Raw genomic sequence first — 22,436 nt, 5'->3', positions numbered from 1 at the left:
CGATGCCGGGTCGGCAGTGACGATCCGCTTACAATAAGACAGCAATCGTCGAGTCCAACCCATCGCGGACACTCCCCTGCAATTTGTAAGTTGATCACTGAGCGGCTGAACTTCGGTCGTAGCAACACGCGATCAATCGCTGCCACAACGAAATCATCCAATACCCATCTATGCGGAAACTGCCTCCACTCAGCGCGCTTCGGGCCTTTGAGGCTGCTGCGCGCCATCGTCATTTCGGCAGAGCCGCCGACGAGCTGTGCGTGACTCATAGTGCCATCAGTCATCAGGTGCGCTCGTTGGAAGATGTGCTTAAAGTCACGCTGTTTGAAAAGCTAGGACGTCAGGTTCACTTGACCGACGCTGGCCTGCGCTTGCTGCATTCGGTCCAGCAGGCACTCGACATGATGGCCGAAGCGTGCAGCGACGCCGCACACCCGGGCATGCGCGGGTCATTGAAAATCTCTGCACCAGCCGAACTGGCGCATCGTTTTTTCCCCCGCGTGATTGGCGAATTCTCCCAACGCTACCCAGGTCTCACCATCCATCTCCTGGTACACGACAGCGACTCGAACGAAATCAACCCCGCGGCGGACATCACGATCCTGTATGCGATGGGCGACACCGATTGGACCCGCTACTGGGCTGTGCCGTTTCGCGCCATCGAATTTTTCCCGGTATGCCATCCGAGTCTGCTGGAGGGCGAGGACAGCTTGCAAAGCCCCGCGGATCTCGTGCGTTTCTGTCTGCTGCACGACGACCAGGACGGCAAAACCTGGGCAACGTGGCTCGGCACCCATGCCGCCGCGCTGCCGGCTCCGGCACGCAATCTGCACTTCGCCCATTCCGGCATCGCCATCGAGGCGGCGTTGCAAAAGGTCGGGGTCTGTCTGGCGGATACCCTGACCGCTGGCGATGAGCTGAAAAGCGGCCGGCTGATTCGTCCATTCGCCGTCTCGGTTCCTTCACCCGGCAACTACTACGTGGTTGCCGAGCGGCGTAAACGGACCGAGGCCCGGCTCGCGGCGTTCACGCAGTTTGCCGGCATCGCGCCGTATTTATGTGAAATCAATTCACCGATTACAGAGAATTGATCATTAGTTCGCAAAAAAAATTCAACCTACGATGGTGCCATTGATGCCGGCCTCCTGCCGGCACGCCTCCCAACCAAAGGAGCGGCTACATGGCACGTACTCTCACCACCCTTCCCCGCAACGACGGCTTCCGATGCCCCGGCGAATTCGAACCCAAGGCCGGCTGCTGGCTCGGCTGGCCTGAACGGCCCGACGTCTGGCGTAACGGCGGTAAGCCGGCGCAAAAGGTGTGGGTGGATATCGCTACCGCGATTGCCGAGAGTGATCCTGTCACCATCTGTGCGTCGTCGCGCCAATACGCGAACGCCCGAGCCATGTTGCCGCCGCATATCCGTGTGCTCGAAATGACGGTGAACGACTCGTGGTTCCGCGACAGCGGCCCGGCCTGGCTGCTCAATGATCATGGCGACGTCCGCGGCGTCGATTTCCAGTTCAATGCCTATGGCGGGTTAAACGGTGGCCTCTACTTTCCGTGGGACATGGACGACCAGATCGCCGGGAAGATTCTGGAAGCCGAACGCGCCGACCGCTACCGTGCGCCGATCATCGCCGAGATGGGCGGAATCCAGTGCGACGGCGAAGGTACGGTGCTCACGACCGAGCAGTGTTTGCTCAATGTCAACCGCAACGCCCATCTGGGCAAGGAAGCCGTGACCCAGCACCTCCTCGATTATCTGGGGGCGCGCAAGGTCATCTGGTTGCCGCGCGGGTGCAAATTCGACGAGACCGACGGGCATATCGACGATCTGGCCTGCTTTGTACGTCCGGGTGAAGTGGTGATGCAGTGGACGGACGACGCCTGCGACCCCCAATACGAGATTTACCAGGAAGCCTACGCCATCCTGAGCAGCACCACCGATGCAAAGGGGCGCCCTCTGAAAATCCACAAAATGCTTGCGCCGGAAGCACTCGTCTGGACTGCAGAAGAATCCGCCGGGCTCGATCATGGCGACGCGGCGATTGCGCGGGTAGCGGGCACGCGGATCTGCGCTTCGTACATCAACTACTACGTCGGCAACGGCGTTGTCGTGGTGCCCGAATTTGGCGACGTGAACGATATGCCCGCGCAGCGATTGCTGGCCGAACTATTCCCACGCCATCGGATCATCGGTATTCCTAATACACGCGAGATTCTGCTCGGCGGCGGAAATATCGCCTGCATCACGTCGCCGCAGTACGCCGCGCAAACGCGTTGAGCGGGAACGCATACAGCATGTGAATCAAGCTGTCCGTTTGCGTTGTGCGCCGGTATCACCGATCAAGCCACGTCATTGGGAGAGAGCCATGAACAATACGCTATTCCGCGGTATGGTCTGCTGTCTGCTGGGCACCAGCAGCATCGCCATGGGCGCAGGTCCGGTCCTCAGCGTCTACAACTGGTCCGATTACATCGGCGATAAAACAGTCGAACAGTTCGAGGCGGCAACTGGCATCAAGGTGAAGTACGACGTCTACGATAGCAACGATACCTTGCAAACCAAACTGCTTGCCGGCGGCACCGGTTACGACATCGTTGTGCCCTCCGCCAATTTCCTGTCAAAACAGATCGACGCCGGCATCTACCAGAAGCTCGACAAGTCCAAATTGCCTAACCTCGTCAATCTGGACAAGTCAATCATGGCGATGGTGCAAAGCGCCGATCCGGGCGACCAGTACGCCATTCCATGGGCTTGGGTGACGATCGGCCTTGGTATGAACGTCAATACGGTGAAGGCTGCGCTCGGCAACGACGCCGAGCTCGACAGCTGGAGCCTGCTGTTTGACCCCAAGAATCTGGCCAAGCTGAAGCAATGCGGTGTCTCGGTGCTCGACGAACCCACCGACGTGCTTCCCGAGGTGTTGCACTATCTGCACAAAGACCCGAGCAGCACGAACCCCGCCGACTACCAGGCAGCGTTCGATGTACTCAAACAGATTCGCCCGTACATCACCCAATTCAACTCGTCCGGCTATATCAACGACCTGGCCAACAATGACGTCTGCCTCGCGTTGGGCTATTCCGGCGACGTGAACATCGCCAGGCATCGCGCGCTCGAAGCACACAAGAGTTACGCGATCAGCTATGTCATCCCTAAAACCGGCGCCCCCGTCGGCTTCGACATGATGGCCATACCCAAGGATGCGTCCAATCCAGACGCCGCGCTCGCGTGGATCAATTTCATCGAACAACCGGAGATCAATGCGGAGATCACCAACAAGGTTTTCTATCCCACCGCAAATCTGGCGGCGAGGAAATACGTCAAGCCAGAGATTGCCAACGACCCGACTATTTACCCTTCCGAGGCGGTGATGAAGACCTTGTTCCCGCTCAAGCCGTTACCCGTTGAGATCCTCCGTCTGGAACACCGCCTCTGGGCGAAGCTGAAGTCGGGCATATAGGCGGGTTCTCATCTTTGAAATTTGGGCCCTGGTTTCCTCAAGTGGTCGCGTCGCAACTCCACTCTGGTACATTGATGCCGACCGGTTCTGGAGGGTGCCTGCATTCCCGCTGCGCCCTGCGGGCGCCGGACTTCAAGACGATCGCCGACGTTCGCCGCGACAACGGCCCGGCCATTCGCAACGCATGCCGCCGTACGAAACGCTAGGGGAAAAATCTATGACCGACCCGGCCCATGACTCGCTCGACTTTCGCCGGCAACGCAGGGTCGGCATTGCCGGCATCGCGGTCGCGTCGCTGCTTGCCTCGGGGCTCTGGCTCGGTATCGATCTTTTGCTATCGCCGCTGCCGGGCATGGACAGCCTGGGCGCGCGGATGCTGCTCACGCTTAAATGCTGCTGTGTTGTTGTGCTGTTCTGCCTCGTGACCGGCGTCGAAGCCGTGGCGCACGAGCGATTAACTTCACCCGCGTTCGATCCGCTGGCGGGCTTCGAGACACGCAGGTTGCGCGTCAATCAGAGATACCTGCAGAACACGGTGGAACAGATCATCGTGTTTGCGGCGTCGCTGTTCGGCCTGGCCGCCTATTGCCCCAACGGCTCGGCCATGCGCGCGGTCGTAGCGACGACTGTGGTCTGGATCGCCGGGCGGGCCGCGTTCTGGCTCGGCTACCACCGCAGCGCGGCGCTACGCGGGCTCGGGGCGCCGGGCATGGCAATCAGCATGATCGTGCTGCTTTATGTGGTGAGCCGGTTTGGACGTGAGATCGCGGGGACGGTGGGGGCGATTGTGCCGGTCGTGGCATTTTTCACGATCGAAGCGGTGTTGTTTTGGGGCACGCGGCCGGCGAAAGATGCCACGCTGTTCTGAGCGTATTGGCTTTCTTTAGGCATTCGGACTGCTACCGTACAGACGTACCCTGCCGCATATGAGAAAGATACGTTGCGTCCGCCGTGCGCCGGTGATTCCCGGGTTTCTCTCGCGAGGCACGCATTCGTAGCCGGCAACTGGCGCAACCGTTCAAGTCTTTGTTGTGACAAAACGCCGGGTTCCGCTGCACGCTTCGCCAGCTGGTTCGCGACCTACGCGTCGCACCGCTGGTTAGGCTAGTGTCGAACTTGAGGAGAGTGTCATGAACAACATCATCTGGCTTGTCGGAGCCGTAGTCATCGTTCTGTTTGTACTCGGGTATTTCGGGTTGAGATAAGGCGTTCCGTCTATTTTAGAAAGCTTCACCCTCGGGAATGACGCGTCTCGGGACAACGAGCATTCATTGCAAGAGCAGCAGCCGCGAAATGTCGCCATGCACCTTCACAACCGTGCTGGCGTACAAGTGCGCTGGCGGTTCTGCGGCGGTCTGGCGCCACTCATACAAAGACGAAACCAACATCCAGGGGGCGCGTCATGATGCACGTTTTTCTGGCAAACAACCGCGATGAACTGATAGCGCGGTGTCGGGCGAAGGTGGCCCAGAGGCCTGCGCGCAAGGCAACCGCGCAGCAACTTCAGAATGGTGTGCCGCTATTCCTGGATCAGCTCATCAGGACGCTTCGAATGGAACAAACGTCGGAGCCCCTGGACAGCCGCAAAATTTCAGGTCCTTCGGGCGGCGGCGCGTCTTTATCCGAAATCGGCGAGGGAGCGGCGCAGCACGGACGGGAGTTGTTGAAGCTCGGGTTTTCGGTTGACCAGGTCGTTCACGACTATGGCGACCTGTGCCAGGCCATTACTGATCTCGCGTACGAGCGCGATGCGCCGTTTCTTGTAGACGAGTTTCGAACCCTTAACCGCTGCCTGGACAATGCGATTGCCGATGCGGTCACCGAGTTCAGCTACCAGCGCGATTTTGCCGTGGCGGACAGGCAGGCCGTTGAGATGCATGAACGGCTGGGGTTTTTCGCGCACGAACTACGTAACTTTCTTCAAACTGCAACGCTCGCGTTTACCGCAGCGAAGACCGGAAATCTAAGTCTGTCCGGAGCCACAGGGTCGGTTCTGGAGCGGAGCCTGAACGGATTGCGCGATCTGATAGCTCACTCTCTGGATGAGGTCCGTACGGCCGCAGGAATTTCTTTGCAATCGAGGATGTTTTCCGTTGCCGACTTCATCGCTGAAGTGAAATATGCCGCTGACCTTGCGGCGCAGATTCGCGGATGCGTATTGACGGTTTCCACTGTGGATCCACGGCTTGCCATTAGCGGGGATCGCGACCAGCTTTTTTCGGCGGTTGGAAACCTGCTGCAAAACGCCTTCAAATTCACGCACGAACACACCGAAGTGACGTTGGACGCGTACGCGTTGTCGGACCGCGTCCTGATCGATGTGAAGGACCATTGCGGCGGCCTCCCGTCCGGCGACGCAGAACGACTGTTCCTGCCGTTCACCCAGAATGGCGAGGACAGAACCGGACTGGGGCTAGGCCTTTCAATCGCGAGGCGCAGCGTCGAGGCAAATAACGGTGTCCTTAGCGTCCGCGATGTGCCCGGCACCGGTTGTGTCTTCACGATTGCCCTGCCTCGATACGCAGTCACGTCAAGCTAAGCGTGACCGCTGTCACACCACGCGTACGACACGATCCACGCGACTAATCCGCGACCCGACTCGTGTCTCGCGCCTTCATGGTGGAACATAGCGATATCTTATCCAGTCTCCATGCGAGTCCAATTTCCCACCGGCTTCCTCGGGACCTGAAATTGCTGCAGTTGGTGGCAACTTGGGGAATCGAATGTTTACTGCCGAGGCCGCGCGCCTGCTCATCGCTGATGACGATCCAGATTTACTGGCCGCGTATGGACTGTTCTTTTACGACTACGGTTTTGACATCCGCATCGCCGTGAACGGTGCAGACGCACTCGCCGAATACTGTGCGTGGCATCCGGCCGTCGTGTTGCTCGACATCGAGATGCCACGTCTCGATGGGCGCGCGGTAGCGAGAGAGATACGCGGTGTCCGGGCGACCCCTGCGCCACTGCTGGTAGCCCTTACTGGTCTAGCCACGCCGTCTGAACGGGCGGAATCGATGCGCAGCGGATTCGATTACTATTTCGTGAAGCCGGTTCTGATGCCAGTCGTCCTGGCTGCTATCAACCTCGGGATTGCTCCGCGTTGAACACCCCATCCAGTATCCGAACGATGCGGCGGCTCGGGCCGATTGGCGTGATCGATGGTCGGCCGCGGTTGCCTTCGCGGCACCGCCGGTACGCCGCCCCCAGGGAAATCCCTTGCCATGCAGGTGACAGCCTGAAAGACCGTCAAGCACACTGACTACGTGATCTCGTGCGCAAGCGCAGCAATCGACCATGCTAGGCTACGCGTAGATATCGTCCTGCATGGTAAATTCCGACGTCAGGAAAAAGAAACACCAAAAGTTTACGTTGCCTGAATATCCGCGTCCGCTCCCTCGTTTAAGCTAAACGCAGGCGATATAAGGTGGATCGATGATCGACGCTCATCAGCCTATTGTCCGGCGGCGGCGCCTATGCGTCGCGCTATGCGGCTGCGCCGCAGTGGCCGGCTGCATGGTCGGTCCCGACTACCGCACGCCCCCCGCGCCAGCTACCGACACCTACACCGCCTCACCGTTGCCCGAGCAGACGGCCTCTGCTCGGGGGGCTGCCGGCTTGCCGCAGCGCTTTGTGCCGGGACAGGACATTCCCGCCGCCTGGTGGGCGCTGTTTCATTGCGAGCCGCTCGATGCGCTGATCCGTCAGGCCCTCGTCAACAGCCCGAACATCGCCGCGGCGCAAGCCGCATTGCGGCAGGCGCGCGAAAACTTCTCAGCCCAAGCCGGTGGCACCCTTCTGCCCAGCGTCGACGCGCAGCTTGGCGCCACGCGCGAAAAATTGAACGGCATCTCGTTCGGCGAGCCCGGAGTCGTCGATGAATTCAATCTCTACAACGCATCGGTGAACGTGTCGTACAAACTCGACGTGTTCGGCGGCGCACGACGCGAACTCGAAGCGTTGCACGCGCAAGTCGATTATCAGCGCTTCCAGTTGCAGGCCGCCTATCTCGCGATGTCCGCCAACATTGTGACCGCGGCCGTCAAGGAAGCGTCACTGCGCGCACAGATCGAGGCAACCCAGCGGATCGCCGCGGAAGAAGATGAGCAACTGGGCGTACTCGGTAAGCAGTTCGAACTGGGGGGCGTGGGCCGGACGGTGGTGCTCTCGCAGCAGACCCTGCTGGCACAGACCCGCGCAACGCTGCCGCCGCTGCAACAACAACTCGACCAGGTGCGTCACCAGCTCGCCGTGCTGGCCGGCAAACTGCCCAGCGACGCCGCGTTGCCCGAATTCAGGCTCGAGATGTTTTCGTTGCCCGAGACGCTGCCTGTCAGTCTCCCGTCGGCACTGGTGCAGCAACGGCCCGACATCCTCGCGGCCGACGCCGTGCTGCATCAGGCCAGCGCGCAAATCGGCGCGGCGACTGCGGCGATGTATCCGCAGATCACGCTGTCCGCCAGCTACGGCGCCGAGGCCCTGACGCCGGCACAGGTCTTCAAAGCCGGCAGCACGATCTGGAGCCTGGGCGCCGGCCTGCTGCAACCGGTCTTCCACGGCGGACAACTGAGTGCGCAGAAGCGCGCGGCCGAGGCGGCGTACGAGCAGGCCGACGCGCAATATCGTGAAACGGTGCTGCTGGCGTTCCAGAACGTCGCGGACTCGCTGCGCGCGCTCGATCACGACGCGACCGGCCTGAAAGCGCAGACGGATGCCTGGCGCTCCGCTAGCGATTCGCTTGAACTCACGCGCGGGCAGTATCGCATCGGCGGAGTGAGCTACCTGTCGCTTCTCGATGCCCAACGCCAGTACCAGCAAACGGTGGTGAGCCTCGCGCAGGCACAGGCATCCCGCTACGCCGACACCGCGGCCCTTTTCCAGGCGCTCGGTGGCGGCTGGTGGAACGCCGCAGCGCCCGCCACCGCAGCAACGACGCATTGACACATAGCCCGGCAGGACACTCGCCGCACCGCTCTTTGCAACACGCACTGTCAGAAACGAAGGAACGAATGAACGAACCGTCCGGCGCTTCGCCCCATGCCGTGCAAGGACCTCACGATGACCGAAAGAAAACCGATGACAAAGCGGATGGTGATCATGCTGATCTGTGTCGGCCTGCTGCTGGCCGCACTCGTTGGCTTCAACCAGTTCCGCACGCATATGTTCGCCAAGTTCATGGCGGGCAACGCGGCGCCGCCCGCCACCGTTTCGGCGGTCGTCGCCAGCTTTCAGTCGTGGCAACCGCAGCTTGCGGCGGTCGGCAGCCTGCGTGCCGTGCGCGGCGTCGATGTCACCACGGAAGTCGCGGGCCTCGTGCGCGAGGTGGCGTTCAGCTCGGGGCAGGAAGTGAGAGCCAAACAGGTCCTCGTCCGGCTCAACGACGACGCCGACGTCGCCCTGCTCCATTCGTTAGAAGCAGCAGCAGAACTCGCGCAGACCGTCTACCGGCGCGATCAGGCGCAGTACGACATCAAGGCGATCGCCAAGGCGCAACTCGACGCGGACGCCGCCGACCTGAAGGGCAAGCAGGCACAAGTCGCGGGACAGGCCGCGTTGGTCGAAAAGAAAACGATCCGCGCGCCGTTTGCGGGGCGCCTCGGGATCACCACGATCAATCCGGGGCAGTACATCAATCCGGGCGACGCGATCGTCACGCTGCAAGCGATCGATCCGATCTACGCCGATTTCTACCTGCCGCAGCAGCAGCTTGGCCAGCTCGCGATCGGCCAGACCATCGTGGTCGACACCAATGCGTACAGCGGACAAACGTTCACGGGCAAGATCCAGTCGGTCAGCCCGAAAGTCGACAGCGCCACGCGCAACGTGCAGATCGAAGCCAGCGTGGACAATCATGAGCGCAAGCTGCTGCCGGGCATGTACGCGAACGTGAAGATCGACGCGGGCGCCGGACAGCGCTACCTGACCCTGCCGCAAACGGCCATCACCTACAACCCCTATGGCGCGACCGTGTTCCTCGTCAAGCCGGGCACACAACCCAACGCACAGGGCAAGACGCTGCCCGTCGCGCAGCAGGTGTTCGTCACACCAGGACCGACGCGCGGCGATCAGGTTGCGATCCTTAAAGGTGTCGACGCTGGCGCGCAGGTCGTGACGAGCGGGCAGCTCAAGCTCAAGAACGGTACGCCGCTCGTCATCAACAACAGCGTGCAGCCGACGGACAGTCCGAACCCGGCGCCTCAGGAACAATAGAGAGACCGCGCGATGACATTCACCGATCTCTTTATCCGGCGGCCCGTACTTGCATCGGTCGTGAGCCTGCTGATTCTCGTGCTTGGATTGCGCTCGCTGGCCGCCCTGAAAGTCAGCCAGTATCCGCAGACCGAAAACGCTGTCGTGACAATCAGCACGGCTTACTATGGTGCGAACGCCGACACCATCGCCGGTTTCATCACACAGCCGCTCGAGGCGGCGATCGCCCAGGCGCAAGGCATCGACTATCTGTCCTCGACGAGCAGTACCGGCGTGTCGACCATTACCGCGACGCTGCGCCTGAACTATGACGCAAACCGCGCACTGACCGAGATCAACACGCAGATCCAGTCGGTGCGCAACCAGTTGCCGCCGCAAGCGCAGCAGCCGATGCTCACGGTACAGACCGGGCAGACCACCGACGCAATGTACATGGGCTTTTACAGCGACGTGCTGCCGAGCAACAACGTCACGGATTACCTGCTGCGTGTCATCAAGCCCAAGCTCGATTCGATCGAAGGCGTGCAGACCGCCGAAATTCTTGGCGGCCGGCAATTTGCGTTGCGTGCGTGGCTTGATTCAACGCGGCTCGCCGCGCACGGCGTGACGGCGGCCGACGTCTTCACGGCACTCGGCAACAACAACTACCTCGCGACGCTCGGCACGACGAAGGGGCAGATGGTCAGCGTCGACCTGAACGCGGGCACGGACCTGCATACCGTCGACGACTTCAAGCAACTCGTGATCAAACAGAAGAACGGCGCGATCGTGCGCCTCGACGACGTCGCGAACGTCGTGCTCGGCGCCGACAGCTACGACTTCAACGTCGCGTTCAGCGGCAAGCGTTCGGTGTTCATCGGCATCAAGGTCGCGCCGGACGCCAACATCCTCGATGTGGCTAAGCGCGTGAAAGCCATCTTTCCCGGGCTGCAGAAGCAGTTCCCGACCGGCATGACCGGGGACATCGTTTATGACGCGACCGATTTCGTCAACACGGCGATCGTCGAAGTCATCAAGACGCTGGCCGAGTCGCTGGTGATCGTCACGGCGGTGATTTTCCTGTTCCTCGGCAGCTTCCGAGCGGTCATCGTGCCGCTGATCGCGATGCCGTTGTCGCTCATCGGCACGTTCTTCGTGATGCAGTTGCTCGGCTATTCGATCAATCTGCTGACACTGCTCGCGCTCGTGCTTGCGATCGGGCTCGTCGTGGACGACGCGATCATCGTCGTCGAAAACGTCGATCGCCACATGAAGGAGGAAGGCAAAGCGCCATTCGATGCCGCACTGATCGCCGCGCGCGAGCTCGGCGGGCCGATTCTCGCGATGACCGTGGTGCTGATTGCCGTGTATGTGCCGATCGGTTTTCAGGGCGGCCTGACGGGTGCCCTCTTCACCGAGTTCGCCTTCTCGCTCGCCGGCGCGGTGACGGTCTCCGGTGTGATCGCGCTGACATTGTCGCCGATGATGTGCTCGCGCTTCTTTCGCGCGGACCAGGAGTCCGGGCGCTTCGCGCGTTTCGTCGACCGCCAGTTCGAACGCGTTCATCGTGGCTACGGCCGTCTGTTGCACGCGACGCTCGACACCTGGCCCGTGTTCACCCTGATGGGCGCGCTACTGCTCGGCGGCACGGTCTACCTGTTCATGACGTCGAAATCGGAGCTCGCGCCGCAGGAGGACCAAGGGATCGTACTGTCGCAGATTCAAGGGCCGCCGAACGCGACCATCCAGCAGATGCAGACGTATGCGGACCAGGTATTCAACATCTCCAAAGCGTTGCCTGAATACGCGCAGATGTTCCAGCTCACTGGTGCACCGACACTCAACCAGGGGATCGGTGGCGTGCTGTTCAAGACATGGGACCAGCGCAGCAAAGGCGCAACCGCTTTGCAGCAGGAATTGCAGCAGAAATGGAATCAGATTGCCGGGGCGCGCGTCGCAGCGTTCCAGTTTCCGCCGCTGCCCGGCTCGCAGGGCTTGCCGGTGCAGTTCGTCATCAGCACGACCGAGCCTTTCGAGAATCTCAACGAGGTGTCGCAGGCAGTCCTGCAAAAAGCCCGCGCGAGCGGGATGTTTTTCTTCGTCGACAGCGATCTCAAACTCGACAAACCGGAAGCCAGGCTCATCGTCGACCGCGACAAGGTCGCCTCGCTCGGGCTCTCGCAGAGCGACGTCGGGCAAGCGCTCGGTTCGGCGCTCGGCGGCGGCTATGTCAACTACTTCTCGATCGCCGGACGCTCGTACAAGGTGATTCCGCAGGTATTGCAAACCGATCGCCTGAATCCTTCGCAGGTGCTCGATTACTACCTTCGCACGCCGGACGGCAGTGTCATTCCGGCTTCGACGATTGCGCATCTTGAACACAACGTCGTGCCTGAATCGATCAATCACTTCCAGCAACTCAACTCGGCGACGATCTCAGGCGTGATCGTGCCGGGCGTGTCACAAGGCGAGGTGCTCGATTTTCTGCGCAAGGCGACCGCGCAGGTCGCACCAGCGGGGTATTCGGCAGAATACTCGGGACAATCGCGGCAGTTCGTGCAGGAGTCCGGCGGTTTCGTCATCACGCTGATGTTCGCGACGATCATTGTGTTCCTTGCGCTCGCGGCGCAATTCGAAAGTTTCCGTGACCCGATCGTGATCCTGATTTCGGTACCCATGGCGCTCTTCGGTGCGCTCATCTTCATCAACATCGGCTTGACGACGCTGAACATCTACACGCAGGTCGGGCTCGTCACGCTGATGGGGCTGGTCAGCAAGCACGGCATCCTGATCGTCCAGTTTGCCAACGAGTTGCAACACGCCGGCAGATCGAAGCGCGAAGCCCTGGAAGAAGCCGCGGGCGTGCGGCTGCGCCCGATTTTGATGACAACGGCGGCGATGGTGCTCGGCGTCGCGCCGCTCGTGTTCGCTTCGGGCGCAGGCGCCGCGGGCCGCAATGCGATGGGGCTTGTGATCTTTACGGGGCTGTCGATCGGCACCCTCTTTACGTTGTTCGTGGTGCCTTCGATGTATATGTTTCTCGCCGCCGATCATCACCGGGAAGCTGAGGCACCGAAGGCGAGTTAGCGTTTAGCATGCCATAGAAAATCGGCCGGCTTCTCGCCGGCATTGGACACGTGCCAACCTCCGCCTCACGGAAAGCCGCCCTCCCTCCCTATCTCCTGCTCGGCGAGCCACCGCAAGATGCGTTGCCGGGCCGGATGCAGGGCGCCCGCGGTCTGCAGCCAAAGCACGTAGACCCCCTTGGTCTTCAAAGGCGTGCCGAAAGGGATCACCAGATCGCCACGATTGATTGATTCCTGCGCCAAGGTCAGGTCCGTCATCGCGACGCCCAGCCCGCGAGCGGCGGCATTCATTGCAAGCTCATCCAGATTGAAAGTGATGTGCTTATAGTTCCTGGCAGCCGATCCGCCGTGGGCCTTCAACCACGTTGCCCACTCGTGCTGGCCGGTGGAACCGTGAATGAGCGTGTACTGCGCCAACTCTTCCAAAGACGTTGGAAGCGGCTTGTCGTTGACGGCAACAGGCGCGCACACCGGTACCAGAACCTCATCGAACAGCGTGATGAATGCGGGGTCATCCGGCGGTTCGGGCAGATAGAGGATATAGGCGTCGCAATTACCGGAGGGATCGACCAATTCCGTCGCGACGGTCTCGATCGACAGCGACAGGTCGGGGTGCTGGGCATAAAAGCGGGTCAGCCGCGGCAATAGCCAGCGAACCGCCAGAGACACGAAGATACGGATGCGAAAGGGCCTGTCCCGGGGCGATATCCGCTCATCAAGCATCTGGAGTTCTCTGAGTATTTTTCGCGCCACCTCCAGCACCGCTTCGCCGTGCTCGGTCAGTTGCACGCTGCGACTGTTGCGAGCGAACAGCGGCACACCGTAGTGGCTTTCAAGTTGCTGAATCTTCCGGCTCACCGCGCTCTGGGTCAGATGCAACTTTTCTGCCGCTTCGGTGAAATTGTCCGACTCGGCAACGAGCGACAGTGCCTGAAGGGCGCCGATCGACGGTGGACGATAGAGCTTATCCATGCGTTTTCTGAATGCTCCAATGAATTTATAGCGCTGGATAACGCATCCAGGTCCCAATATATTGACACTCAAGCGAAGGCAGTGTCGATCTAGCATGCTAATTATTCATACTTTCGACCGCCTTGGTTATCCGTAATACTGAGGGGACACGATTGTGGTCAAAAATATCTGTGGCTGGATCGCTCAAGCCGGCGTCTCACCGCCCGCAGCGACCCTGAAGGGACCGCAGAAAGCGGATTGGCTGGTGATCGGTGGAGGCTTCACGGGATTGTCGGCAGCGCATACGCTCGCCGAACTGCATCCGCAGTCGCGCATCATCGTGGTCGATCGTCAGCGCGCCGCTCAAGGCGCTTCGGCGCGAAACTCAGGTTTCGTGGTCGCCTATGAGCGGCCTGCGCCCGATGAGCTCACCGGTCGGCAACTGAATACCCAGTATCACGTCTCGAGCGCCATTGGCAAAGCCGCCAGCGAAGAGGTTCGCCGGCGTGTGGCGAGCTTCGGCATCGAGTGTGATCTGAGCGATGCCGGTTATCTCTTCGCTGTCCACGACCCGGCCAAACTTGAGGAGGCGGACCTCCAGGTGCAAACCCTGCGTGAAGCGGGTGCGGCCGCCGAACTGCTGGAGGGTGAGGTGTTGTCGCAACGACTGGGCTCACCGTTCTACCGGGCGGGGATATGGTGTCGGGGCGGGAACGGGCTATTGCAGCCGGCGAAGTATGCGAAGGGGTTGCTGGATGCGTTGCCCGCCAATGTTTCGGTCTACGAAAATACTGACATCACCGGTCTTGAGCGTTTGAGCCAAGGCGGTATTCGCGCGCGGTCCATCAATGGACACATCGAGGCGGGCCAGGTGATTGCCTGTGTCGGTGCATTTCTATCAAGGATAGGGCTGGCGGACAGTACGGTCTTCCCCCTTGAGCTCAGTGCGTCGCTTAGCCGTCCGCTGAACGACGACGAATATGGCCGCCTGGGGAGTGCGGCGCCCTGGGGCGTACTCTCAACTCGTCCTGCCGGTGCCACGTTACGCCTGACGCCGGACAAGCGGCTGCTGATTCGTAACACAGTGGAATATCGCCAGCGCGACCTGACCGGCCATTCCCTGGTGGCGCGCCGGGCCAAACACTTGCGCGGGTTGCAACGCCGGTTCCCCTGGATCACGGACGAGCATCTGCAATTTACCTGGACTGGCCACCTGAGCGCCACGAGATCAGGCGAGCCACGTTTCGGAAAACTGGCAGAGGGCGTTTATTCCGCTGCCGGATGCAACGGCTCCGGGGTAGCGCGCGGCACGCTGTGGGGACGACTGCTGGCCGAAATGGCGTCGGGAGGCCAGTCAGCGTTGCTGGCTTCAGTCCTTGACAACGCGAAACCTGGCTGGCTTCCACCTCGGCCGTTCTTCGACATCGGTGCCTCGATACGTCTGCGATACGAAGCGCTTCAGGCAAGAACCGAGTCCTGAGAGCGAATGCTGCATCCGCAAAACCACTGAGATTTTCGCAACATCACACGCAAGGAAAACATCATGCGCGCTTGTCATCCTGCAACTCGTCTGCGCCGCGCGGTCGTCGCCGGCGCTTATATTGCGGCGACCCTCCTGGTATGGACAGCGCCCGCCGCCCGTGCCGCGGACGCCGAACTGAACGTGTATAACTGGTCGGACTACATCGCGAAGGATACGGTGCCGACCTTCGAGAAACAAACCGGCATTCACGTGCGGTACGACAACTACGACAGCAATGACACGCTGCAGGCCAAGCTGCTAGCGGGCAGTTCTGGCTACGACATCGTGGTGCCGACGTCGAACTACATGGCCAGGCAGATTCAGGCCGGCGTGTATCAGAAGCTCGACAAATCGCAACTGCCGAACCTGAAGAATCTCAGCCCTGTGCTCATGCAGATGGTCGCAGGCGCCGACCCGGGCAATCAGTACGGTGTGCCCTGGGCGTTCGCTGTCACCGGCATCGGTTACAACGTGCAGGCGGTGCAGAAGGCGCTCGGTGCGAATGCGCCGATCGACAGCTGGGCGCTGGTGTTCGATCCGGCTAACCTCTCAAAGCTCAAGGGTTGCGGTGTCTCATTCCTCGACGAGTCGGTCGACGTGTTTGCCGCGGCGCTACAGTACCTGCACAAGGACCCGAACAGCACCAACCCGGCCGATTATCAGGCCGCGTTCGAGATGTTGAAGAAGGTGCGCCCATACATCACTGAGTTCAACTCGTCCGGCTACATCAACGACCTCGCGAACAATGACGTCTGCGTGGCGATCGGTTTTGCCGGCGACGTCGGCATAGCGCGCCGGCGCAGCGCCGAAGCCAAACGTTCGTATGACATCAGGTTCTCGAATGCAAAGGAAGGCGGCCTGCTGGCGTTCGATGTGATGGCGATCCCGAAAGACGCACCGCACCCGCAAGCGGCGCTCAGGTGGATCAACTATATCGAGGACCCGAAGGTTAACGCGGCGATCACCAATGAGGTGTTCTATCCGACGGCGAACCACGCGGCGCGCCAGTTTGTTACGCCTGCCGTCGCACAGGATCCGACGGTGTACCCGCCGGACGACGTCCTCAAGAAGATGACGCTGATGAAGCCGACGTCGGTTGAAATCGTGCGCCTTGAAAACCGCTTGTGGTCGCAACTGAAAACGCTCCACTGAGCTCGTGAAATTCGCGATCGAACACATCGCTGCTGCGAAGCTCCTGTATGACGCTGATCGGGCCAGCGTTCGCGTCTCTGTACGCTATCGGACCGCATTTGCGTCCGCTTCGGCGTAGTCTGAAACGTTGACCATCCCGGAGTTTGGTATCTCCGGGTTTACAGAACCGCATTCGTGAGGTCTGAGATCTACTGCTAACCGCGTTGCGCGGGCGCACCCTCTCAAGGCACCCGTACCAGGAGCAACGCTATGCTAGTCAAAGACATGATGAAAGAGCCGGTCCGCGTTCAGGCGGAGGAAACGCTCGACACAGCAGCCCGCAAGCTGAAGAACGAAAACATTGGCGCGCTCCCGGTGTGCCAGGACACGCGCGTGATCGGGATGCTCACGGACCGCGATATCACGATGCGCGGCGTCGCGGACGCACGAAACGTCAGTCAGATGACCGTGCGCGAAGCGATGTCGGCCGAGGTACTTTTCTGCTTCGATGATGATCCGATCGAACATGCCGCCACCATCATGAACCAGAATCATGTACATCGTCTGGCGGTCCTCGACCGTGGGAACCGGCACCTGGTAGGCGTCATTTCCCTGTCTGACGTGGGCGGTGGCACCTCCCAGCGACGTCCTTATGAAGTGATCTTTCATAAGACATTCACTGACCACAGCGGTCACCCGCATCACAGTGAATTGATGCGCATTTCGGTCGCCCAGGGCACCAAGGCGGAGGCGATCTCGACGGCGATCTGTCAGTTCGAACAGCTGAACAAGGTCACGGTGTGGCACCAGCTCGCGGACGGATATGACGTGACGAGTGTCCGTGTCGATGCGGAGGGTGCAACGGTTGAAGAACGCGAGCCGACCTCAGAGAGAGAGGCCCGGATACTACGCCGCGCCCGTGAGGTGTGGGAGCGCGCGGGTACGCCGGAGGGCCGGGATGTGCAGTTCTGGGAACAGGCCGCTGGGGAGATCGACCGCGAGGACCACCCTCGGGAATGACGCGTCAAGACAAGGTGCATTCATCGCAAGAGCCGCCGCGAATGCCGCAATGCACCTTCACAACCGTGCTGGCGGAGGGCTTATCAAGCAGTCCAAGAAGGCTTCGGCAAACAATTCGATCGAATCTAACGTCGACCCGCCGCCGAGTTCTGCACGAAAGTCGAAATCACTTCGACGACGTGATCGGCCAGGGGACGATCTGGGTCCGAGTAAGCGGCGAGGTTATCTTTCCGGTCCCGAGTGCGTACCGCTTTGAGGACATGATTGGCGCCGGCGACAAGCACGAGTTCGGCATGGGGATTTGCATGCTTTAGCAGTTGCGCATCCTGGGGGGCGACCTGAAGATCCAGCAATCCCTGCACGATGAGCACCGGCTTTGTGTAACCTGCCAGAAGGCTAGCCGGATCAACTGCTAATTCACTCATAAGAAAGCGCTGCACTTGCGGCCTGAACAATGGCATCAGTGCAGGTTCGATCTTCGTCGCGTCTACCGTTTGCCCAGCCTTGAGGGCTTCGAGTACCGACATCGCGTTATCCAGGATAGAAGCGTTTGCAGGGTTTGATTGCAGTTGTTCCCTCAATACCTGTCCGAGCGGGCGTCCTGCTGTGGATACCAGGATCAGACCGCAGATGTTGGCCGCGTGCTGTGCGGCCACCAGCGCCACCAATCCGCCCTCGCTATGGCCCAACACCCATACGCAGGAAGCACCTGTGCGTTTTCGGATAGTCGCCACCCACGAATGCACGTCCGCCGCGTAGTCGTCGAGTGTGACGTCATCTGCATCAGGTATCGCCGACGCACTACCGTACATGCCCCTTTTGTCGATTCGAACCGACGCAATGCCACGATTTAGAAGTCCGTCGGCGAGCAGCCGGTACGTCGAAGCCCGAAGACCATTTGGCCCGTTGCCGTTCCGGTCGGTTGGGCCCGAACCCGGTACGATCAGAACCACCGGCACGTCATGAGCAGCAGGCGATAGCAGCGTGCCTCGCAAGGGCCCTGCCGGACCCGGCGCGTCGATGTCCGCCCGCACCAACTGTGGCGGGATTCCTGCTCGGATAGTTGCAGCCATTGCGATAGTCGCGAGAATACCCATTCACGTCGGCTCCGATGCGCAAACAAGGCCGTCAATAAAGGACAACGCTTTCGTTCGGTTTTCGTCAACCGTTTGGAAGATCACGATCAACCGAATTCAGGCAAGAACCCGTGACTCCTGAAGAGTCGCTCGGATGCGGGCCTGTGTCGCATACAAGACACGCGGACCGAAGTGCCCCACCGTCCTCAATGGCCCAAGATGCAGTAGGGATCCATTCTCCGTATCGCCCTCCAACGATTGCCGTTGCTTTTGCGACATATGAGCTTTAGTTTGGTTCGCGTCATCGATCGTCCGGATGAAGGCATCAGAAAAGAGTGCCCCCAACGCGGGAATGTCTGCCATCGTTACGTTACGTAAGTTGAGCAATGGCGGGCCGGCTCCGGAGTCGGCCGATATGGTTCGTTTCCAGAGGCGAGCGTTGCGCTCAGGCGTTACGTCCGACATGCCTTGAGTTTCTCCTTCGCGCGTCCAAATCGTCCGCGAAACGACGATCGATTGTCAACTATGCAGGCTGACCGCAAACGATCATACAGTCGGCCCAAGTGACCCGAGCACCTGTCTGCAATCGACCTTGGCTCCCTCGGAAAGAAACGCCGCCTTAAAATCGAATCGTGCCAGCCAGAACGGTCCTGCCCGCGCGGGAGCATTGGGTTGGTGCAGCGCCTGATCGATAATGTTTGCCGCTTCAAGCTCGATCAGCGCTGTATAGGTTTCCGTGCTGACTTCGGTCGAATATCCCAGTGAAGGCAGCGGGATTTCAAACGGACCCGCATCCGCTTGTTCGAATAGCGAATGTCGATTTGCGAAACAAAAGAGATATGCCAGCGCTTCGGCTTCCGCTCCAATCACAGCACGAACGTCAGATCGCCGGTCAAGAGGTAGTGTCTTCTGCCTGAACTCCTCTGTGCCATAGATGCTGTGAAAGGCTCCTGCAAGCGATAGGGTCATCGGGTTGCCCCATTTTTGAAGCCATCGGCTCGTTTCCATGAGATGCTCCGTCAGCGGCCGCCCGAAATGGTCAACTTCATCCGTGCCGAATTGGCGCAAGACCTCTCGAATATCCGCATCCATGCGATGGCTCCCGTTCTCGATCGAAGGGCAAACGAATTTCTACCACACGGCCCAGAGTCGCAGCGATCTAAACCGATTTGGCAGACAGATCGTGTGATCGAATTTAACGACGGCCGTGTGTCGGCTCACGCAATAGGCATACGCAGCTCATTTGGGCTACTGTCGTGTTTCCGGTCTCCGCTAGTCCTCCGAAGGCAATCAACATTTTCGACGCTCCCCGTATCGATACTTAATTGATTGTCGCGGATTCCTGCCACAACCTTCAATGGCCGGTGTTTGGCCGGAATCTGTCCGATGCGCGCGTGGTTGCTAGCAGCGGGCACGCACACAAATGAATGCAGGGGCCTGTGATAGCTCCGCGTGCAGACGTTCCGACACCCCTTGCATCTCGGCGAGCGGCTGAGGCTCGACGAAGCGATCCAATAGCCAGCCGCTTTCAGTCAACCCATTGAGAATGTCAGAAAGAGGCCGACGGTACGCTTGTACGTATGGTTTCGGCTCGCCGAAGCCTGACCAATATAATCCGAAGCGAGAGGTCGTGAAGTATGTCCCCTCGCCACGAGTTCGTTCATCCATCCAGTCGCGCATAGGGTGCGCCATAGAAAACACCAACGTCGCTCCGTGTCGCGCGACTCGTCGAAACTCGCTAAAAACCGGTTTAAGGTCTTCCACATAGTCGAAGGCTAGCGAACACAAGATCTTGTCGAACGATTCGGCGGGAAGCCAATCGAGGGGAGAAGCAAGGTCGCCTGTCACCACTTCTACCGGAAGTTCGGCACATCGATGACGTGCAAGTTCGACCATCTGTGGTGTTACATCGAACGCGTGAACAGTTGCGCCTTTTCGCGCGAGATTTTCGCTGCAAATGCCCGGTCCACATCCCGCATCGAGAACTTGCAATCCGTTGACATCGCCAAGAAGCGACATCGTCGCGGGGCGTTCGTAGAGCGCATTGTGCGGCTTTGTCGTAACGGCAGCTGCGTAGCGTTCTGCAAACTCGGAGTACGATACACGGCCGATGGACTGCGTCGATTCATCCATGTCTGTTATGCATTAGCTGCGGCGTCAAAGAGGGGTTGTTGTGCATTGTCAATGATCTTATACCGATGTCGACCGGCTGGTTCCAGCCGCACCCGGTCCGACCGTGACCGGCTCAGTTCGACCGATTTCGCTCTTTCGGCCCAGCACCACCCCAACGGCAGCTTTCAAGGGGCCAGCGGTCTTTCACAGCACTTTTTTTCTGCCAGCCAGGTCCCCGCGGTCACATTGAAGAACGTGTCCTCACACTCTGTCTCAAGGTTTGACCGGGATTGGCAAAAATCCGGCACGTCTCGATCCAGGCTGCGCTACTACATGCACTGAAACCGGAGCAGTGCCAATGCACACGAGCGTCGGCACTGCGTCTGTGGTTCTGGCTTACGGCGCGGGTGAGATCTTGCGGATCTCACTGTTGGCCCAATCGCCCACGTAGACGTTCCCGCCTGCATCGACTGCAACGTGAGTCGGGGAGTTGAACGACGCGGCCGTGCCCGTGCCGTTGGCCGAACCGGCCGTCCCGGAGCCAGCCAGGGTGCTTACCACGCCCGCCGGTGTGATCATGCGGATTTCGTTGCTGCTCGCATCGCCCACATAGACGTTGCCGCTCGCATCGACCGCCACGCCGAACGGCTGGTTGAACGACGCGGCAGTGCCGGTGCCGTTGGCCGAGCCAGCCGTCCCGGAGCCGGCCAGGGTGCTCACCACTCCTGCCTGCGTGATCATGCGGATTTCGTTGTTGTCGCCATCGGCCACGTAGAGATTGCCGCTCGCGTCGACCGCCACGTCGAACGGCTTGTTGAACGACGCGGCGGTGCCGGTGCCGTTGGCCGAGCCAGCCGTCCCAGAGCCGGCCACGGTGCTTACCACCCCAGCCGGTGTGACCTTGCGGATCTTGTTGCCGTAGGTATCGGCGACGTAGACGTTGCCGCTCGCGTCGACCGCCACGCCGTACGGCTCGTCGAACGACGCGGCGGTGCCGGTGCCGTCGGCCGAACCCACTGTCCCGGAGCCGGCGAGGGTGCTCACCACGCCTGCCGGCGTGATCTTGCGGATCTTGTTGCCGTAGGTATCGGCCACGTAGACGTTGCCGCTCGCGTCGACCGCCACGCCGGACGGCATGTCAAATGATGCGGCGGTGCCGGTGCCGTTGGCCGTGCCAGGCGTGGAGGAACCGGCCAAGGTGCTCACCACCCCTGCCGGGGTGATCATGCGGATCATATCGTTGAATCGATCGCCCACGTACACGTTGCCGCTTGCGTCTACTGCCACGCCTTCCGGCTTATTGAACGTCGCAGCGGTGCCGGTGCCGTTGGCCGAGCCGACTGTCCCGGAGCCGGCTAGCGTCGACACCATGGCCTGGGCGGCCGCGCACGAGATTGCCACGTTCGTCACGTTGGCCGTGGCGGTGCCGCTTCCGTTTGCAACCGAGCAGGTCTGCCACAGCGGCTGCGTGCCGACAGTCACTGAATAGGCGTTGTTGAACGCGACCGGCGTGGTGAAGGTGAAAGGACCATTGGCCTGCAGAGTCAGCGTGTTGGCGCCGTTGTCGAGCAGGGCGAGCGACCCGCTGCCAAGACCGGTGACGGTGCCGCCAATCGTATAGGTGACTACCGGCGGGACAGTGGGCGGGACGGTGGGGGGCACACTGGCGGGAACACTGGTGGCGGGCGCACTGGCCTCCTGCTGCGGCTGGTCTACTCCTCCGCAGGCGGCGAGGAACAGGCACAGCGATGCAACGTACGCTTGACGTAGGGGTGGGGCTGCTAGTTTTTTCATCACTCTTGTCTGAATGGGCGTTTTTCGAGGCATCTTTGATGAAAGTCGGATCTGCCTCGCTGTGACCACTGTCGTTGCGCGAAGA

Annotated in this window: 17 protein-coding genes; 12 read left to right on the top strand and 5 right to left on the bottom strand. The window is 60.5% G+C overall.

Going from position 1 to position 22,436, the window contains the following annotated elements:
- Nucleotides 1–170: 170 nt before the first annotated feature.
- The 9 genes from HHL24_RS07950 (at nt 171) to HHL24_RS07910 (ending at nt 12,746) form a co-directional block, all read left to right on the top strand.
- The gene (locus tag HHL24_RS07950) at nt 171–1,091 is read left to right on the top strand and encodes a LysR substrate-binding domain-containing protein (protein WP_169484960.1); all 921 of its coding nucleotides are present in this window, start codon (nt 171–173) and stop codon (nt 1,089–1,091) included.
- Between the two features lie 89 nt (nt 1,092–1,180).
- Nucleotides 1,181–2,287, top strand: a complete 1,107-nt coding sequence (gene aguA, locus HHL24_RS07945; RefSeq protein ID WP_169484959.1) for an agmatine deiminase — start codon at nt 1,181–1,183, stop codon at nt 2,285–2,287.
- 112 nt (nt 2,288–2,399) lie between these two features.
- Nucleotides 2,400–3,470 carry a polyamine ABC transporter substrate-binding protein gene (locus HHL24_RS07940; RefSeq protein ID WP_169485114.1) on the top strand — a complete coding sequence of 357 codons (1,071 nt, stop codon included), beginning with the start codon at nt 2,400–2,402 and terminating at the stop codon, nt 3,468–3,470.
- A gap of 217 nt (nt 3,471–3,687) precedes the next feature.
- Entirely contained in the window at nt 3,688–4,338 is a 651-nt protein-coding gene (locus HHL24_RS07935; RefSeq protein WP_169484958.1) for an MAPEG family protein, read from the top strand.
- A 534-nt stretch (nt 4,339–4,872) separates the two neighbouring features.
- Nucleotides 4,873–6,009: a sensor histidine kinase gene (locus tag HHL24_RS07930; RefSeq protein WP_206002761.1), complete on the top strand. Its 1,137-nt coding sequence runs from the start codon at nt 4,873–4,875 to the stop codon at nt 6,007–6,009.
- Nucleotides 6,010–6,193: 184 nt separating this feature from the next.
- On the top strand, nt 6,194–6,577 hold the full coding sequence (locus tag HHL24_RS07925) for a response regulator (protein WP_169484957.1): 384 nt from the start codon (nt 6,194–6,196) through the stop codon (nt 6,575–6,577).
- Nucleotides 6,578–6,905: 328 nt separating this feature from the next.
- The gene (locus HHL24_RS07920) at nt 6,906–8,411 is read left to right on the top strand and encodes an efflux transporter outer membrane subunit (protein WP_169484956.1); all 1,506 of its coding nucleotides are present in this window, start codon (nt 6,906–6,908) and stop codon (nt 8,409–8,411) included.
- Between the two features lie 117 nt (nt 8,412–8,528).
- Entirely contained in the window at nt 8,529–9,680 is a 1,152-nt protein-coding gene (locus HHL24_RS07915) for an efflux RND transporter periplasmic adaptor subunit (RefSeq protein ID WP_169484955.1), read from the top strand.
- Between the two features lie 12 nt (nt 9,681–9,692).
- Nucleotides 9,693–12,746 carry an efflux RND transporter permease subunit gene (locus HHL24_RS07910; protein WP_169484954.1) on the top strand — a complete coding sequence of 1,018 codons (3,054 nt, stop codon included), beginning with the start codon at nt 9,693–9,695 and terminating at the stop codon, nt 12,744–12,746.
- A 65-nt stretch (nt 12,747–12,811) separates the two neighbouring features.
- On the opposite strand, the gene HHL24_RS07905 is transcribed toward HHL24_RS07910, so the two are convergent.
- Nucleotides 12,812–13,717, bottom strand: coding sequence for a LysR substrate-binding domain-containing protein (locus HHL24_RS07905; RefSeq protein WP_169484953.1), 906 nt, complete (start codon nt 13,715–13,717; stop codon nt 12,812–12,814).
- 154 nt (nt 13,718–13,871) lie between these two features.
- Between HHL24_RS07905 and HHL24_RS07900 the strand changes: the two genes are divergently transcribed.
- The 3 genes from HHL24_RS07900 (at nt 13,872) to HHL24_RS07890 (ending at nt 17,369) form a co-directional block, all read left to right on the top strand.
- Nucleotides 13,872–15,176, top strand: a complete 1,305-nt coding sequence (locus tag HHL24_RS07900; RefSeq protein ID WP_169484952.1) for an NAD(P)/FAD-dependent oxidoreductase — start codon at nt 13,872–13,874, stop codon at nt 15,174–15,176.
- A 63-nt stretch (nt 15,177–15,239) separates the two neighbouring features.
- Nucleotides 15,240–16,370, top strand: coding sequence for a polyamine ABC transporter substrate-binding protein (locus HHL24_RS07895; protein ID WP_169484951.1), 1,131 nt, complete (start codon nt 15,240–15,242; stop codon nt 16,368–16,370).
- 249 nt (nt 16,371–16,619) lie between these two features.
- Nucleotides 16,620–17,369, top strand: a complete 750-nt coding sequence (locus tag HHL24_RS07890) for a CBS domain-containing protein (protein ID WP_169484950.1) — start codon at nt 16,620–16,622, stop codon at nt 17,367–17,369.
- A gap of 125 nt (nt 17,370–17,494) precedes the next feature.
- Here the strand turns inward: HHL24_RS07890 and HHL24_RS07885 are convergent, their stop codons facing one another.
- From HHL24_RS07885 to HHL24_RS07870, 4 genes are all read right to left on the bottom strand, one after another.
- A complete protein-coding gene (locus HHL24_RS07885; protein ID WP_407947487.1) occupies nt 17,495–18,442 on the bottom strand; it encodes an alpha/beta hydrolase in 948 nt (315 codons plus the stop codon).
- 549 nt (nt 18,443–18,991) lie between these two features.
- Entirely contained in the window at nt 18,992–19,537 is a 546-nt protein-coding gene (locus HHL24_RS07880) for a DUF6817 domain-containing protein (RefSeq protein ID WP_169484949.1), read from the bottom strand.
- 309 nt (nt 19,538–19,846) lie between these two features.
- Nucleotides 19,847–20,578, bottom strand: a complete 732-nt coding sequence (locus tag HHL24_RS07875; protein WP_169484948.1) for a class I SAM-dependent methyltransferase — start codon at nt 20,576–20,578, stop codon at nt 19,847–19,849.
- A gap of 375 nt (nt 20,579–20,953) precedes the next feature.
- On the bottom strand, nt 20,954–22,351 hold the full coding sequence (locus tag HHL24_RS07870) for an NHL repeat-containing protein (protein ID WP_206002760.1): 1,398 nt from the start codon (nt 22,349–22,351) through the stop codon (nt 20,954–20,956).
- Nucleotides 22,352–22,436: the final 85 nt, after the last annotated feature.

The organism is Paraburkholderia polaris (genome assembly GCF_012927345.1).
GTDB classification, from domain to species: Bacteria; Pseudomonadota; Gammaproteobacteria; order Burkholderiales; family Burkholderiaceae; genus Paraburkholderia; species Paraburkholderia polaris.
Note: the sequence above shows the minus strand (reverse complement) of the source record. Positions and strands in the feature narration are given on the sequence as shown.

Coding starts and splice junctions, on each gene's coding strand:
- HHL24_RS07950 (WP_169484960.1), top strand. CDS start 171: ATGCGGAAACTGCCTCCACTCAGCGCGCTTCGGGCCTTTGAGGCTGCT.
- aguA (WP_169484959.1), top strand. CDS start 1,181: ATGGCACGTACTCTCACCACCCTTCCCCGCAACGACGGCTTCCGATGC.
- HHL24_RS07940 (WP_169485114.1), top strand. CDS start 2,400: ATGGTCTGCTGTCTGCTGGGCACCAGCAGCATCGCCATGGGCGCAGGT.
- HHL24_RS07935 (WP_169484958.1), top strand. CDS start 3,688: ATGACCGACCCGGCCCATGACTCGCTCGACTTTCGCCGGCAACGCAGG.
- HHL24_RS07930 (WP_206002761.1), top strand. CDS start 4,873: ATGATGCACGTTTTTCTGGCAAACAACCGCGATGAACTGATAGCGCGG.
- HHL24_RS07925 (WP_169484957.1), top strand. CDS start 6,194: ATGTTTACTGCCGAGGCCGCGCGCCTGCTCATCGCTGATGACGATCCA.
- HHL24_RS07920 (WP_169484956.1), top strand. CDS start 6,906: ATGATCGACGCTCATCAGCCTATTGTCCGGCGGCGGCGCCTATGCGTC.
- HHL24_RS07915 (WP_169484955.1), top strand. CDS start 8,529: ATGACCGAAAGAAAACCGATGACAAAGCGGATGGTGATCATGCTGATC.
- HHL24_RS07910 (WP_169484954.1), top strand. CDS start 9,693: ATGACATTCACCGATCTCTTTATCCGGCGGCCCGTACTTGCATCGGTC.
- HHL24_RS07905 (WP_169484953.1), bottom strand. CDS start 13,717: ATGGATAAGCTCTATCGTCCACCGTCGATCGGCGCCCTTCAGGCACTG.
- HHL24_RS07895 (WP_169484951.1), top strand. CDS start 15,240: ATGCGCGCTTGTCATCCTGCAACTCGTCTGCGCCGCGCGGTCGTCGCC.
- HHL24_RS07890 (WP_169484950.1), top strand. CDS start 16,620: ATGCTAGTCAAAGACATGATGAAAGAGCCGGTCCGCGTTCAGGCGGAG.
- HHL24_RS07885 (WP_407947487.1), bottom strand. CDS start 18,442: ATGGCTGCAACTATCCGAGCAGGAATCCCGCCACAGTTGGTGCGGGCG.
- HHL24_RS07880 (WP_169484949.1), bottom strand. CDS start 19,537: ATGGATGCGGATATTCGAGAGGTCTTGCGCCAATTCGGCACGGATGAA.
- HHL24_RS07875 (WP_169484948.1), bottom strand. CDS start 20,578: ATGGATGAATCGACGCAGTCCATCGGCCGTGTATCGTACTCCGAGTTT.
- HHL24_RS07870 (WP_206002760.1), bottom strand. CDS start 22,351: ATGAAAAAACTAGCAGCCCCACCCCTACGTCAAGCGTACGTTGCATCG.